This window comes from Microbacterium trichothecenolyticum (genome assembly GCF_030818955.1).
GTDB classification, from domain to species: Bacteria; Actinomycetota; Actinomycetes; order Actinomycetales; family Microbacteriaceae; genus Microbacterium; species Microbacterium trichothecenolyticum_B.
In genome coordinates this window covers 1,248,933-1,262,880 of sequence record NZ_JAUTBF010000001.1, presented here as the reverse complement: position 1 = coordinate 1,262,880, position 13,948 = coordinate 1,248,933, and the positions used below count along the sequence as shown (strand labels likewise).

Sequence of the window (13,948 nt, the reverse complement as noted above, 5' to 3'; positions counted from 1 at the left end):
GGGTATCGGGTACGGCGGGTGCTGGTCGTCTATGTCAGGCGGGCCACCCGACGACCGCCATGTGTGCGAGGAACCGGAACTGACCGTCGAACCCAAGCGCCAGGTTGGCTTTGTCGTCGTAGAAGCTTGAACAATCGGTGCTCCCAAGTCCGAGCGACGTGGAAATCAAGTGCACGTGCTCCGACATCGCCCCGGCTTCGTGGAACACGAAGCGGAGGCCTCTCGGGCCGTACTTTCGCATCGAGCGCCAGGGGGTCGCGCCGAACAGGAGAATCGCGGCGGCGCCTCTCGTGTTGAGCTGATCGTCAGGCGTAGAGATGCTCGCAGCGAGTTCGTCAACGGACATTGCTCGCCCGTGCTCCACGAGCACGTTCCTCCTCGGGCTGTAGCGGTATACACCCTTGGGGAGGCCATTCACGTTGATCACGGCCACGTACAGTTCGACGGGGTAAAGCCCCCCACCCGAGGGCGCCGCGCGGAAGTAGTATTTTTCATGCGCGCCCGTCGTCAACGGCACCTCAGCCTCTCCGGTGACTCCAGCGGTATAGATAAGCAAAGCGGCCAGGTCGGATGCCGACATCGAGTCGCCGGTGAAGAGCCGGACGCTTCGGCGCCGGAGGACGCTCTCGCCGAGTTCCATCCCGATCGGATTTGGTTGAGGCAGGGCGTAGGTGCGGCCTTCCAAGAACGAGTCCTGGTCGAGTCGTCCGAATGTCGCGATCATCGGATCGGCGAAGTAGTCCATCACCGATAGTGCACCATCACGGTCCCATTCGTTGGTCCTCGACGCGACCAGGAAGTCCTCGGCCACCCGCGGCAGTCGTGCCTCGTCGATGTTGTCGTAGCGCAAGCCCTGTGTACGAAGGCCGATAGCTTCCGCACCAGGACTTGTGTGTCGATACGACGAGATCGCGACTGTCGCTTTTGCGAGCCCTGCCTCAACCATTTCGGTTCCCTCCTATGCGGCCACGAGCTCGCCGACGGCCACCAGTTCGCCGACTGCATCGCTCGTGGAGACGGCTCCGCACGAGCACGAGCACGAGCAGCCGAAGGTGCACGTACACCCACCCGGCGCCAGCACGCCGATGCCGTCGGCAGTGCCGATCCCGAGGGGGGCGAGGGCCGGCTGCACCGACCGCGACCTGTGCTCAATGAACGAGTCGATCTTGAGTTGCATCTTGACCTCCGTTGTGTAGTGGATCAACGACCGAGCGGAGGGTCGACCCGTGCCGTGGTACGCCGACGCCATCGGCGCGCCGACTGCACAAGAACAAGGGAGTAGACAGCACATATGCCCAACGCCCAGGGCGCTGGGAACAGTACGAGAACCACTCCCCATCCAGCAAGCGTTCCCGCCGTCGAAACCATCGTGATGAGTCGCTCGTGACGCACGTACCAGCGCATCGCTTGCCAACCTTCCCCACCGCTCCGATCTAGACAAATTTATCTAGACAAATTTACCTTATTTCTGACCGGTAGGTTCGTCAAGCAGTCCTGCGTGGTCCGTAACCGTTCCTGGTGCACAGTTCGCGACGTGCGTGCACCGCGGTAGGCCCGGCGGACCGAGCGAAAGCTAGAGTGGGTCGTTGGTTGCGACCGTCGCTGCGCAACGATGACCCGATCATGAGAGGAGGGACTGATGAGCGTCCAAGCAACGAGGCTTCTCGTCCTTGGCGCCCTCCGATTGAGGCAACCGACGCACGGATACGACATCCAACGCGAGCTGACGTCGTGGAACGCCGACCAGTGGGCGAATATTGCACGTCCGTCCGTCTACAACCAACTCCGTACACTTTCGCGTGAGGGTCACATCGCGGTCGCTGCCGTGCAGCAGGATGAGAGACGTCCGAGTAAGACTCTCTACTCGATTACTCCGAGCGGTGAGGCCGAGTTCACTCGTCTCCTGCGTGAAATTGTTTCGAATGAGCGCCCGCAGCCTCTCGATATCCTTCCCGCACTCTGCTTCCTGCCCATGCTCACCAAAACTGAGATCACTGTCGCGCTTGAGAAGCGGTTGAGCATTATCGATGGGTTCCTTGAGTCATTCGATTCACACATGAACTCGTGGTTCCACGCAGACGCGCGTGCCAATTACATCCGCGAGATATTCCTGCTGACTCGTGAAGCTTTCGTAGGCGAAAGAACCTGGGCGCGAGAGTTTCTCGAACGTATCCAAGCAGACGAATATCAACTCGCACAGTAGTGACATGTCGATTTGTCCACGGGTTTCGAGCCTGATGCCACTGCGCGTCAGCTTCGTCTACTACAACCGTAGGCTCTAGATCTTCGAGCCCGCCATCCCCGAACTATCCTGAGATGCCCCGGAGCATCTCAGGATAGAAAGTGATGCACGAAGGCCCAGCGTGACCTCGGGGAGATCAGTGAGACGTTGATCGGGAGCCGGTAAACCCGATGCCCGGCTCATGGGCGCAGCACCCGGAGCGCTGCGGCCGCTTGGCGCGTATGACGCCGTTGCCGAGAGCGGTCAGCTGTTGACCGTGTGACAGGCCAAGACGGGGGCAGCGGCCCATCCTGCGTAGAGACCCATGAGCCACTCGACGAACGCGGGTGCGGGTACCGGCCGGCCGGGCTCGTTCAGGATCGCGGGCGCTGGTGCCGCTCACACGCAGGCCGTCACCGAAGACAGTAGTGGCCATCTTCATCGTGACTCTCCTTCCGCAGGGGTCGGGGATGACCTGGTTGCGGGGAGTGTCGGCACGGGCTGGCCGTCGCAGTCGAGGCCGGCTCCGATGAGGTACCGGTAGTGACTCACTTTCTCGTCGAGTGACGCGAGGTGTTGGTCGAGTTCGACTTGGCGGCGGTGGATGCGGTCGCGATGACGTTCCAGGATCGCCAGACGCTGCCCGTGGGTAGCGGCGCCACCGGCGACGAGCCGGGAGAACTCGCGCATCTCTTCCGTCGGCATCCCGCTGTCGCGCAGTTTCGCGAGCATCTCCACCAGCGCGGCGTCCCGGCGGGAGTAACGCCGCCTGCGGTCTGTCCCGCGATGCACGGCGGGCAAGAGCCCCTCCCGCTCATACCAGCGGAGCGTGTCCTGACTGAGTCCGCTGAGGTGTGCGACCTCGGCGATCCCCAGGCTCGCGTCCGAGTCGTCCAGCACCGTGAAGGCGGGTTGCGTGCTCATGCCGAAAGGGTAGGTCTTGGAGTTCACTCCAACGCAACCTCCCCGGCGCTGATCCCGTGAGTGGGACTGAACGTCCGGGCATGACCACGGTGTCGAGAAGGTAGCGTCGATTCGCCTGCGCCGAGCTGTCCCCTCAACTCTCGCCTCGTGGCCCCTGCTCTGAACAGTCCTCGAGACGGCGCGATTCTGGGGCGCACCCCGCTGAGAGACCGGGGGTAGCCGGTCGATACGATCACCACCGTGATCGGCCGGGGCGTCGCCCGCAGCTCCCCGCCGTCACCGATGCCCACCAGCTCGCCTCCGTGACGGTCACCACGGTTCGGGGTGGTCACGTCCCCCTCAGGGCGTCCCTTCCACATCGATGGCGACCGCGCCGGTGTACTCGTGCCACTGGTCGATCGCGAGGGTGACGGTCACGGTCCATGTTCCCTCTGCCGGCAGCAGCGTGGGGTCGCCGCGGAAGGTCACCGGCATGGGCTGGTCGAGCGGCACCGTCGCGGTCGCCCGGTGGGGCAGGTCGACCGCGACGGCGGTGATGCCTGCTCGGGGGTTGTCGAGTCGCGCTGTGGCGGTAGCGGGTGCGCGTTGGTCGACCGCTCCGACGGCGGTGACCGCGATCACGGCGGAGCCGACGCGCGCGTTCTCGACACGGATGTCGACGTCGTACGGACCGATGGTCGTCGCCGCGGAACGCGCGGGACGGTACTCCGCCGTGGCCGGAGCGCCGGTGGACAGCAGCCCCGAGAGCGCGAGGATGACGACGCCGACGAACGCCTCGACGGCGACGCGGCGGCGGGCACGCCGCCCTCCGTCGTCGACGGAGGTGAGCTGACGAGTGCGAGTCCACCGCCAGCCGGCGACGCCGAGGCCGACGGTCACCCCGACGAGAGCGAGCTTGCTCAGCAGGAGCCACCCGTACGCCGTCGAGGTGAGCGCACCCGGGTAGGCGACCTCCCAGACCGCCTGGGCGAGTCCCGAGGCGAGGGTGGCGACGACGGATGCCGCGGCGTAGATCGACCAGTGCCGGAACGCGAGCGCGCGTCGCCGCAGCAGCACGATCACGACGAGACCGCCCAGCCAGGCGGTCGCTCCGACGATGTGCAGCGTCGCGGTCGCCAACCGTCCGGGGGACACTCCCGCGTGTCCGTTCGCAGCGACGGTGATCGCGGTCACGAGGCCCGCGAGCGCCCAAGCGCCGCAGGCGAGGGGAGAGGAGAGACGTTCGTCTCGCGAGACCAGCACGAGAGCGGCGACGGCGACGGACACGCGCGCCAGCACGACGAGGCCGTAGCCCGACCCGGCGAATGCCCAGATCTGCGGCAGAGCGGCCTCTCCGCTCACGGCGACGAACTGCGTCACCGCCTGCGCCAGGCTCGCGGCGATCACCGTGACGAGGCCGACTCGCGCCACCGCGCGCGTAGACGGGGAGCCCGCTGCGGGGCTCAGGATCCGTCGGGCGGGGAGCACACCGAAGCCGAGCACGAGACCGAGAGACAGCGTTGCCGCCGCGGCCCACCGGGCGAAGGCCAGAGTCGTCGTCCGGGCGTCGTCGTGGTCGGCGACGACGGTCGCCGGCATGTTGACCCCGAATTGGATCGAGCCGCCCGTCGCGTGGGTGTCGGCGGAGATCACCGCCCAGCTGACGAGGTACACGCCGTCGGGCAGGTCTGGCTGCAGCCGGATGTGCACGGCCGATCCGTCGTCGCTGAGTGACGCGCCGGCATCCACACGTTCTCCTGCCGCATCGCGAACGGTGACCGCGTTCTCGCGTGCGACGAGGGTGACCGGTTCGGACATGACGACGACGACCTCCGCCGGAGCGGACGTCACCGTCTCGCCGTTCGATGGCGTCGACGAGAGGAGGTAGGCGTGCGCGACCGCGGGAGCGGGTGACGTGAACAGATGCGCCATCGCGAGTGCGACGGCGATCAGCGCGATCGTCAGAAGACGGACCGCGCTCGGACGGCTCACGTCGCGATATCCCGGGAGCGGCGGGCTCCGCGGATCGCGATGACGAGACCAGCCCCGCCCAGGAGCACACCGAAGCCGCCGAGGCCCAGGGCCCAGCGCGCGATGGTCGAGTCGGACGTGGCTGCCTCGACCGTTGCGTGGTCCGCCGCGGCGGATGCGGTGTCGTGGGAGTCCTCACCGGAGGCGGTGCCGCTTCCGGCCGCGACGACGTGAATGCTCGGAGCGGGCCGATCCGGTTCTACTCCGCCGGTGGCCTCTTGCGTCCACGCGACCTCCCTTCCGCTGTCGTAGGTCTGCACCGCGGGGAAGTACAGCTCCTGCTCGTCGTGCGGCAGGGGGCCGACCGCGATCGTGAACAGACCCGTTTGATCGGGATGGATGCCGTTTCCCTCCGTCGCCGTCCACACCACCCTCGTGACGGCTTGGGTGATCGTTCCTCCGTGTCCGTCGTCGACCGGCGTCGGCAGGTCTTCGCGGGTCAGCTGCGCATCCCATCCCGCGACAGGTACCGTGCGCACGGATCGGAAGGGCACGTCTTCCGGGAGCGCGACTTCGATGCGCACCGTCGACTCGTCCTTCGATTCGGTGGGAACGGCGAACGTCAGCCGTGAGAAGCTTCCGGGCTCGGTGCTCGTCGCTCCCACGGTCACGTGCGCGCTCGCGGGAAGCGTCGAGACCAGCGCGATCGCGAGACCGACGGCGACGCCGATCGGAACGAGACGGCGAGCCTTCACGGGGGCGAGGGACGGTGATGACATCAGTTTCCTTTCTTCGATGCGGTCGGGGCGTCCAGCAGCGCGAGGATGCGCTCGCGCAGTCGGATGAATGCGGGGCTGGACTGATCGCGAGAGTGGTCCAGGGGCACATCGAACTCCGCCGTGATCCGCGCGGGTCGTGGGCTGAAGACGATGACGCGCTGCGCCAGGAGGAGCGCCTCGGAGACGTCGTGCGTCACGAGCACGGCGGTGAAGCCGCGCTGCTTCCACAGCGAGTGCAGCTCGCGCTGGAGGACGCGGCGGGTGAGGGCGTCGAGCTTGCCTAGCGGTTCGTCGAGCAACAGCAGGGAGGGGTCGTTCACGAGCGCACGTGCGAGGGCGGTGCGCTGTGCCATGCCCCCGGAGAGCTGCGAGGGCCACGCGTTCGCGAAGTCGTCGAGGCCGACCAGCCGCAATGTCTCTTCGACGCGCGGTCTCGATTGCGCGCGAACGCCGCGCGCATGCGGACCGAGCTCGACGTTGCCGCGAACGGTGCGCCACGGCAGGAGCGTGGGATCCTGGAACACGAGGGCACGGGACGGATCCGGTCGATCGACGGGACGCCCGTCGACGTAGACCTGCCCGAACAGGGCCCGGTCGAGGCCCGCGAGCAGGCGCAACAGGGTCGATTTGCCACTGCCGGACGGGCCCACCAACGCGACGAACTCGCCGGGTCTGACAGAGAGGTCGACATCGTCGAGGACGAGCAGGTCTTTGTCACCGCTTCGGAAGGCCTGGGTCACGCCGATGATGTCGACGGCGGCGCCGGTCGTCGTGGTCACCATCGGGTCAGCTCCTTCTCCCAGCGCAGGATCCAGTTGCGCACGCGGAAGAGGGCGCTCAGCAGCACTCCGCAGATCACGACGAGCACGATGATGCCCGCGTACAGTGCGGGGAAGTCCCCCCACCCCTTCTGCCAGTTCAGGTACCAGCCGAGGCCCGCGTTGACCCCGAAGTTCTCGGCCACGGTGAGACTGACGAACGAGGCACCGAGCGCCATGAAGGCGCCGGTGAAGATGCTCGGAAGCGCGGCCGGCACGCTGATCCGGAACACCAGGAACCATGCCCTCGCCCCCAGGGTCTGGGCGACGTCGAAGTAGGCCCTCGGCACGCTCAGGACTCCCGCCCGCGTCAGAACCGTGACGGGGAACCATACCGACAGCGCGATCATGAACACCGCCCCGGAGTACGAACTCGGAAACAGCACGAAGACGATCGGCACCCACGCCAGCGTCGGGACGGGCCCGATGAAGACCAGCACGGGGTGGACCCAGTAGTTCGCGCTTTGGAACCAGCCGATCACGATGCCGGTGGCCAATCCGGCGACCAGGCCCACGAAGAAACCGGTCGCGAGCAGCAGCAGCGAGTTCGCGGTGCTCTCCGCCAGGACGGCGCGGTTGTCCCACAGCCGCTCGAGGATCTCGCGCGGCGAGACCAGGTAGGGCGGCTCGAAGAGGAGCGTCTTCGCGGTCGATGCCTCCCAGAAGAGCACCCACACGCCCGCGCCGAGGAACCACGCGGCATGGTGTGGGCGACGCGTGCCCGCGCCCATCCGCCGAACCGCGTCGGTGCCGCCGAAGAGGCCCAGAGGGCGGAGAAGACGAGGGCGAGGAGGACCGCGGTGACCGAAGCGAACGTCGTCGCCTTCGCGACCGACTCGGCGTCCGCCAGCGGAAGGTCGGGGTGCTCCGGGACGAGCGCGATGACGACGGCGACGAGTATCCAGACGACGACACCCGACCCGGCGACGACCGGATTGATGCGCGCGGGGTGCACGATTCGTTGCAAAGCGGCGCGGATGTCGGCGGGGGAGCGACCCGGCCGGAGAGCGGGGGTGAGCGCGGTGGCCATCAGAAATTCAGACCGAGATCGACGAACGCGCGGTCGGCCAGTGCCTCGACATCCACGTCGGCGTCGAGGAAGCCGGTCTTCTTGTACTTCTCGATTCCCGGGGCCAGCACGTGACGGAGATTCTTGGGCGACGGGTCGAACGTCAGCGTCTTGAGGACCGGCAGGATCTCCTCCGGCGTGCCGGCGACGTACTTGCCCGCGGATTCGATCTCGGCGGTCTCCTCCAGGTTGGCTCCCGCCCAGCGCGCGCCGTTCGCCCACGCGGTGACGAGGGCGGCGGCGGTGACCGGATCTTCGCTGACGAACGTGTTGTTCAAGACGACGGCGCAACACGGCTGGTTCGCGTTCGCGCTGCGCGACTGGTTGTCGGACAGGACCGTCGCCCATCCCTCCTCCACACCCCGGATGATCGGCAGATATCCGCCGGCGGTGGCGATGGCATCCACTCGCCCGTCTTGCAGGGCCTTCGGGAGGAGATCCTGCTCGATCACCACCCATTCGACCTCTCCGGCGGCCGGGCTGGAATTGATGCCCGCGTCGAGCAGGTCGAGCGAGAAGAAGTTCGTCGCGGAGCCTTGCAGATTGCTCACGCCGATCTTCCGTCCCCGCAGATCGGCGACCTTTCTCACGGGGCCGTCCGTCAGGGTGTACAGATCGAGACAGCCGTAGTGGAGTCCGCCGCTGAGCTTGACCGGGGTTCCGTTGTAGATCGGCCCCAGGTAGTTGAAGAAGATGCCGTTGGAGGCGATGTACTTGCCGGAGCCCACGGCGGCCGTCGTGTCTTCGCCGTCGCCGGTCTTCTTCAACACCACGTTCAGGCCCGCGTCGGCGAAGAAGCCCTTTTCGTAGGCGATGATCAGCGGCGCCTCGCACGCACCGCTGGGGGAGGTGAGCGCGAGTTCGCGGTCGGCCCACGAGGTCGTCACCTGCAGGCCGTTGGCGGTCGTCCGGGGAGCGTTGCGGGACTGCAGGAACCACCACCCGCCGAAGCCGCCCGCGGCCACGACCGCCGCGCCGACGGCCGCCCCGGTCAGGAGCGTACGGCGCGAGACACCCGCGGTCGCCGGGCTCGCGGCATCCGCCGGCGACTCGAGGACGGCGCCGCTGGGAAGGACGGTGGGTGACGACGTCGTGGGGGGTCGGACGTCTTCCGTGGGAGCAGTGGATGCCGTGGTGTCGTCGTCGTGGTCGCCGGAGTTGGCCTGGTCGGTCATGAACATTCCCCTTCTGTGCGGTGTGTCCGCGGTGCTCGTGGGAGCAAATGTAGGAACGACGACCCCGTTGCCGAACCGGGTTCGTAAAGGTCCGTCAGGATCCGTCATCCCGCGTCACCGGGGGTGATCTGCGCTCACACGCGCCCCGCCCGCGCACTCGCTCCGACAGCGCGGACGAGCGGGGAATGCTCACGTCGCCGGTCGACTCCCGAACCAGCGGTCGGCAACATGCCCGAGATCGTTCGTCCGCAGCCACTGTTCGTTGTACTCCGCGGACGTGTAGTCGCGAGCGTGGTCGGCGGAGTACACGACGATCACGTCTCCGGGCTGAGCTGACCCGGCCAGCTCGAGGGCGACCTTCAGGCTGAGCACCGAGCTCGGACCCAGCAGCAGGCCTTCGGTGCGGGCCACGTGGAACGCGAAATCGATGACCTCCTCCTTGGTGCGGGCCTGCAAGGCGTCGATCTGTTCGAGGTCGATGTTCTCCGGCCAATCCGGGTCGAGGTCCTCCCAGCCGGGCGCCCGGTGGAACACCTTGTTCAACGCCGCATCCGCCCAGGGCTTGCTGGGCAGATCGAACGTCGTGCCGATCACCTGGACCCCGGGATTCTGCTCGTGCAGGAACCGTCCGGTGCCGCTGACCGTGCCGCCGGTCGCCACGGCGGCGAGGAAGTGCGTGATCCGCCCGCCGGTCTGATGCCACAGCTCCGGTCCGGTCGAGGCGTAGTGCGCGTCGGGGTTGCTCGCCGTCGAATGCTGCCGCGGCCACCACAGGCCGTCGTGCTCCGCCAGATGCCGCTCCGCGATCACCCAGGCGTGTTCCGGGTCGCTCTTGTCCACGTCGAGCTTTCCCGGAGTGGTCGCCGCTCCCAGCATGCGAAGCAGGTTCAGTTTCTCGGGCGACAGGTCGGGTTTGGCGATCACCGTGGAGGGATGCGCGCCGATCACGCCGGCCAGCGCCAGCGCGATCGAGGTGTTCCCCTGCCCGGTCTCGATGATCCGGTCACCGGGTCGCAGCTCTCCGGCGGCTGATGCCTGGCGCAGCATGTTCAGGGCGATGCGGTCTTTCGCGGAACCGCCGATGTTGAAGTGGTCCAGTTTCACGTACACCGACGCGGGCAGATCCCGCGCCAGCACGTTCACCCGCACCAGCGGGGTGTTGCCGATCAGATCGAGGATGCTCTCGTACGTCCGGCTCAGCGACGGATCGGGGAACTGCTCGGGAATGCTCGCCACTGTTCGTCTCCTCTCATATGTGGCGGATCACCCCTGTCCAGCCTGTGAACGGGGGAGGGGTCGCGCTCGACGCGGGCACGCGGGGGGCCCTACGCTCGCACCGCTTCGCGGGCAGCGGGCAGCGGGGTGTTCGCATCGAGTCCCCACACCTGGGCGAGCAGTTCGTACGAACGCTCGCGGTCGGCAGGATCGTGGGTGATGGTGGTGATCAGCAGCTCGTCCGCGCCGGTCACGCGGCGAAGGGTGTCGAGTTGCTCGGCGACAGTGTCGGCGCTGCCGACGAACCGGGTGGCCAGGCGGTCCGCGACGACCTCGAGAGCGTCACCGGATAGCGGCCGGGCGAGAGCCTCCTCGGGGCGAGGAAACGGGATCGCCCCGTCGCCGGCGCGGATGCTGTGTACCCAGTGGGCGTATCCGGCGGCGAGCCGGCGCGCGTGAGCGTCGGTGTCGGCGACGACGACGTCGGCGGAGACGATGACGTACGGTTCGGAACGGATGCCGGGGCGGAAGGCTCGGCGGTAGGCATCGACCGCGTCGACGACGAAGGCGGACGCGACGTGATAGTTCGCGCCGAAGGGCAGCCCGTGCCGACCGGCGAGCTCGGCGCTGGGGCCGGCCGTGCTGCCGTGGATCCACACCTCGATGTCCTGACCTTCGGCAGGGGTGGCGTGGATGGGTACGCGCTCCGGCGCGGCGTACGTGCCCGCGATGAGGTCGAGGATGTCGGTCACGTCGTCCTCGAACCTGTCGGCGTCGCCGGCGGTGCGTCGCAGCAGTCGGGACTGCGCGGTGAACCGGTCGCTGTCGAAGGCGAACGGTCGGGTCGTCGGCAGCAGCAGCCCGTCGACGATCTTGTCGGTGTGCCGGGCGGGAAACCCGTGCTTTCGTGCTGAGCCGGTCGACCCGGAACGGCCGATGCCGAGGTCGAACCTGCGGGGGTGCAGCGCGGAGATCACTCCCGCGGCCTCCACGACCTGCAGGGCGGAGGAGTTCCCGATGATGGTCGCTGCGGTGCCCACGCGGATGTGGTCGGTGGCGTCGGCGATCGAGGCGAGCAGCACGTGCGGGGCCGCCCCCGCGATACCCGGATTCAGGTGGTGCTCTGCCAGCCAGTACCGTACGTAGCCGAGCTGTTCCGCGCGACGGGCCAGTGCGATGCTCGCGCGCAGCCCGTCGGCCGGCGTCTGCCCCGCCCCGAACGGGGAGAGGTCCAGAACGGACAGGGGGACGCGGTCGGTCATGGGTTCTCCTGGGCTCGCAGCGTCAGCACTCGCGCGGGCCGACCCCGGCAACGATAGGGATGCCCACGGTCGCCGCGGTCCCCGGAATCACACGCCGAAACGGATCGACACGCCGCGTAACACCCCGTGACGCCTCGTGACAGAACGTGGGGGAGTCCGGTGCCGAGTGTGTAGCGTCGGGCCGGTGACCGGATCGACTCCCGATGCCCGCATCGACACCCTCATCGAACTCGGCGACGGACTCCGCGTGCCCCGGCAGGGGTACGGCGCCATGTCCCTCACGGACGTGTACGGGCCAGTGAGCGACGACGAGGCTCTGGCGACCCTCACGCATGCCGTGGACGCCGGCGCGACGTTCGTCGACACCGCCAACATCTATGGAGACGGTCGCAGCGAGCGGATCATCTCGCGCCTGATCGCGACCCGTCGCGACGACGTGCAGCTGGCGACCAAGGTGGGCATCGAGCCGCGCGGCGCGATCGGCGCACGGGGTGCCCGTGGCGACCGCGCGCACATCCGCGAGCAGATCGAGCTCAGCCTGTCGCGATTGGGAACGGATGCCGTCGACCTCTACTACCTGCACCGCCTCGACCCCACCGTGCCCATCGAGGATTCCGTGGGCGCGCTCGGCGAACTCGTCGCCGAGGGGAAAGTGCGCCACCTCGGACTCTCGGAGGTGACGGGCGAAGAGTTGCGCCGCGCGGTGACGGTACATCCGATCGCGGCGGTGCAGACCGAATGGAGCGTGATCAGTCGCGACGTGGAGGCGGGCGTGGTGCCCGCCGCTCGCGAGCTCGGCATCGGTTTCGTGCCGTACTCGCCCCTGGGCCGCCAATGGCTGACCGGTGCCTTCGACGTCGCGCGACTGACCGACACCGACGCCCGGCGGCGGTTCCCGCGCTTCGCGCCCGAGGCGCTGGCGGCGAACGCGCCGGTTCTCGCAGAGATCGTTGCCGTCGCCGCGGAGTCGGGACTGTCGCCCGCGCAGGTGGCGCTCGCCTGGCTGTACGCGAAGGGCGAAGAGTTCGGCCTTCCCGTCGTGCCGATCCCGGGGTCACGGTTCGCCTCTCGGGTGGACGAGAACCTGGCGGCGCTCCAGGTGCGACTCGCGCCCGAGCAGGTGGCACGGCTGGACGGTCTCGCGGATCGCGTCGTCGCCCACCGGTCCTTCGACCCGGCCTGGGTGTCGTCGGGTCGGGAGTGAACGGACGCCGCCCCCGGCTGCTCGATGACGGGGGCGGCATCCACCGGGCGGAGGTCGGCGGAATCCCCGACTCCGTCGTGTACCTTCCACCGCGGCTCATCTGAGCGCTCCGCGAGTACGCCGTAGGGGTGCGTCGCGGCGTGCGCGATCGACCCGCGCGCGCGGTTCCTGCGCCGTCCCGGAGGGGCTCCGCCGACGTCATGCGGCGTCACTCGGTGTCACTCCACGCAAAGCCGTGTCACGCCGTGCAGCACATCGACGTCGTCCGCGTGCTCCTCCCTAGGTGTTGTGGCTGGGGAGGTTGGGGACGCGTGAGGCGGGGGTGCCGTTGATGGCGGTGTGGGTTCGGTGGTGATTGTAGTGATGGAGCCAGGGGGCGAATGCGGCGGTGCGTTCGGTTTCTGATCTGTATGCGCGGGCGTAGGCCCATTCTTGGAGGAGGGTGCGGTTGAGGCGTTCGACTTTCCCGTTCGTCTGGGGCCGGTATGGGCGGGTGCGGATGTGGCGGATGGGGCCGAGGGCGTCGCGGAACAGGTGGGAGCGGTAGCCGTTTCCGTTGTCGGTCATCACGGCTTTTACCTCGATGCCGGCGCCCTGGAACCAGGCGTGGGCGCGGGTCCAGAACGCGGTGACGGTGTCTTTGCGTTCGTCGCTCAGGATCTCGGAGTACGCCATCCGGGTGTGGTCGTCCACGACGGAGTGGATGAACGCGTACCCGTGGCCTTTGCCGGCCCGGTTGCGTTTGCCCTGGGCGGGTCCGTGGATGCGGTGCCCGCCGCCGTCGGGGATACGACCGAGCTTCTTCACATCCATGTGGACCAGATCGCCCGGGGTGGCGGCTTCGTAACGGTTCGTGGCGGCGCGGCTGGTCTTGATCCGCACCCCGGTGCCAGGGTCGGTCCACCGTAACGGCGGACACCCGTAGCGACGCAGGATGGCCTGCACGGTGGAGCGATTCAACCGCAGCTGCGCGGCGATACGCGCCGGCCCCCACCGTCTCGACACCCGCAGGCTCACCACCCGCCGCTCCACCCGGGCCCGAGTGCGGTTCGGGTTCACGCGCGGGCGGGAGGAACGATCGGCCATCCCCGCCGCGCCGGCCTCACGGTAACGGCACGCCCACCGGGCGGCGGTGGTCACCCCGACGCCGAAACGCTCGGCGGCGCGGCGCAACGGCCACCCTTCATCAACGATCAGACGAGCAAGGCGCAACCTTCCAGCGGGCGCGAGAACAGCATTAGCGTGGGACATCGAGGACCTTCTGGTTTCGGAGCGGTTAGTTGTGGTGACTCCACTCCACCAGAAGGTCCTCACCTACATCTACGTCCCTA

Annotated in this window: 13 protein-coding genes; 2 read left to right on the top strand and 11 right to left on the bottom strand. The window is 67.9% G+C overall.

The window, feature by feature from the left end; all coding sequences use genetic code 11:
• Positions 1 to 34: 34 nt before the first annotated feature.
• Positions 35 to 850, bottom strand: coding sequence for a SagB/ThcOx family dehydrogenase (locus QE412_RS06050; RefSeq protein ID WP_307481225.1), 816 nt, complete (start codon positions 848 to 850; stop codon positions 35 to 37).
• A 108-nt stretch (positions 851 to 958) separates the two neighbouring features.
• On the bottom strand, positions 959 to 1,177 hold the full coding sequence (locus QE412_RS06045; RefSeq protein WP_307481224.1) for a hypothetical protein: 219 nt from the start codon (positions 1,175 to 1,177) through the stop codon (positions 959 to 961).
• A 462-nt stretch (positions 1,178 to 1,639) separates the two neighbouring features.
• Here QE412_RS06045 and QE412_RS06040 point away from each other — a divergent pair, with 462 nt between their 5' ends.
• The gene (locus QE412_RS06040; protein ID WP_307481222.1) at positions 1,640 to 2,203 is read left to right on the top strand and encodes a PadR family transcriptional regulator; all 564 of its coding nucleotides are present in this window, start codon (positions 1,640 to 1,642) and stop codon (positions 2,201 to 2,203) included.
• 456 nt (positions 2,204 to 2,659) lie between these two features.
• On the opposite strand, the gene QE412_RS06035 is transcribed toward QE412_RS06040, so the two are convergent.
• The 8 genes from QE412_RS06035 to QE412_RS06000 form a co-directional block, all read right to left on the bottom strand.
• A complete protein-coding gene (locus QE412_RS06035) occupies positions 2,660 to 3,145 on the bottom strand; it encodes a MerR family transcriptional regulator (RefSeq protein ID WP_307481220.1) in 486 nt (161 codons plus the stop codon).
• Positions 3,146 to 3,484: 339 nt separating this feature from the next.
• Positions 3,485 to 5,116 carry a copper resistance CopC/CopD family protein gene (locus QE412_RS06030; RefSeq protein WP_307481218.1) on the bottom strand — a complete coding sequence of 544 codons (1,632 nt, stop codon included), beginning with the start codon at positions 5,114 to 5,116 and terminating at the stop codon, positions 3,485 to 3,487.
• On the bottom strand, positions 5,113 to 5,874 hold the full coding sequence (locus tag QE412_RS06025; protein WP_307481216.1) for a YcnI family copper-binding membrane protein: 762 nt from the start codon (positions 5,872 to 5,874) through the stop codon (positions 5,113 to 5,115). Before QE412_RS06025 ends, QE412_RS06030 begins: the two co-directional genes overlap by 4 nt.
• Positions 5,874 to 6,656 (bottom strand): ABC transporter ATP-binding protein, encoded by a 783-nt coding sequence (locus QE412_RS06020; RefSeq protein ID WP_307481215.1) that lies wholly within the window; start codon positions 6,654 to 6,656, stop codon positions 5,874 to 5,876. The genes QE412_RS06025 and QE412_RS06020 overlap by 1 nt, the downstream gene beginning before the upstream one ends.
• A complete protein-coding gene (locus QE412_RS06015; protein WP_307481214.1) occupies positions 6,650 to 7,423 on the bottom strand; it encodes an ABC transporter permease in 774 nt (257 codons plus the stop codon). The genes QE412_RS06020 and QE412_RS06015 overlap by 7 nt, the downstream gene beginning before the upstream one ends.
• A gap of 298 nt (positions 7,424 to 7,721) precedes the next feature.
• Positions 7,722 to 8,936 (bottom strand): ABC transporter substrate-binding protein, encoded by a 1,215-nt coding sequence (locus QE412_RS06010; RefSeq protein WP_307481212.1) that lies wholly within the window; start codon positions 8,934 to 8,936, stop codon positions 7,722 to 7,724.
• 189 nt (positions 8,937 to 9,125) lie between these two features.
• Positions 9,126 to 10,172: a PLP-dependent cysteine synthase family protein gene (locus QE412_RS06005; protein WP_307481210.1), complete on the bottom strand. Its 1,047-nt coding sequence runs from the start codon at positions 10,170 to 10,172 to the stop codon at positions 9,126 to 9,128.
• Positions 10,173 to 10,261: 89 nt separating this feature from the next.
• A complete protein-coding gene (locus QE412_RS06000; protein ID WP_307481208.1) occupies positions 10,262 to 11,413 on the bottom strand; it encodes an LLM class flavin-dependent oxidoreductase in 1,152 nt (383 codons plus the stop codon).
• 184 nt (positions 11,414 to 11,597) lie between these two features.
• Here QE412_RS06000 and QE412_RS05995 point away from each other — a divergent pair, with 184 nt between their 5' ends.
• Positions 11,598 to 12,617 (top strand): aldo/keto reductase, encoded by a 1,020-nt coding sequence (locus tag QE412_RS05995; RefSeq protein ID WP_307481206.1) that lies wholly within the window; start codon positions 11,598 to 11,600, stop codon positions 12,615 to 12,617.
• A 279-nt stretch (positions 12,618 to 12,896) separates the two neighbouring features.
• Here QE412_RS05995 and QE412_RS05990 read toward each other — a convergent pair whose 3' ends face one another.
• Positions 12,897 to 13,868, bottom strand: a complete 972-nt coding sequence (locus QE412_RS05990; protein ID WP_307479428.1) for an IS481 family transposase — start codon at positions 13,866 to 13,868, stop codon at positions 12,897 to 12,899.
• Positions 13,869 to 13,948: the final 80 nt, after the last annotated feature.

Bases quoted from the DNA above. Each gene is read 5' to 3' on its own strand.
- QE412_RS06045 (WP_307481224.1), bottom strand. From the start codon at position 1,177: ATGCAACTCAAGATCGACTCGTTCATTGAGCACAGGTCGCGGTCGGTG.
- QE412_RS06040 (WP_307481222.1), top strand. From the start codon at position 1,640: ATGAGCGTCCAAGCAACGAGGCTTCTCGTCCTTGGCGCCCTCCGATTG.
- QE412_RS06035 (WP_307481220.1), bottom strand. From the start codon at position 3,145: ATGAGCACGCAACCCGCCTTCACGGTGCTGGACGACTCGGACGCGAGC.
- QE412_RS06025 (WP_307481216.1), bottom strand. From the start codon at position 5,874: ATGTCATCACCGTCCCTCGCCCCCGTGAAGGCTCGCCGTCTCGTTCCG.
- QE412_RS06020 (WP_307481215.1), bottom strand. From the start codon at position 6,656: ATGGTGACCACGACGACCGGCGCCGCCGTCGACATCATCGGCGTGACC.
- QE412_RS06015 (WP_307481214.1), bottom strand. From the start codon at position 7,423: ATGGGCGCGGGCACGCGTCGCCCACACCATGCCGCGTGGTTCCTCGGC.
- QE412_RS06010 (WP_307481212.1), bottom strand. From the start codon at position 8,936: ATGACCGACCAGGCCAACTCCGGCGACCACGACGACGACACCACGGCA.
- QE412_RS06000 (WP_307481208.1), bottom strand. From the start codon at position 11,413: ATGACCGACCGCGTCCCCCTGTCCGTTCTGGACCTCTCCCCGTTCGGG.
- QE412_RS05990 (WP_307479428.1), bottom strand. From the start codon at position 13,868: ATGTCCCACGCTAATGCTGTTCTCGCGCCCGCTGGAAGGTTGCGCCTT.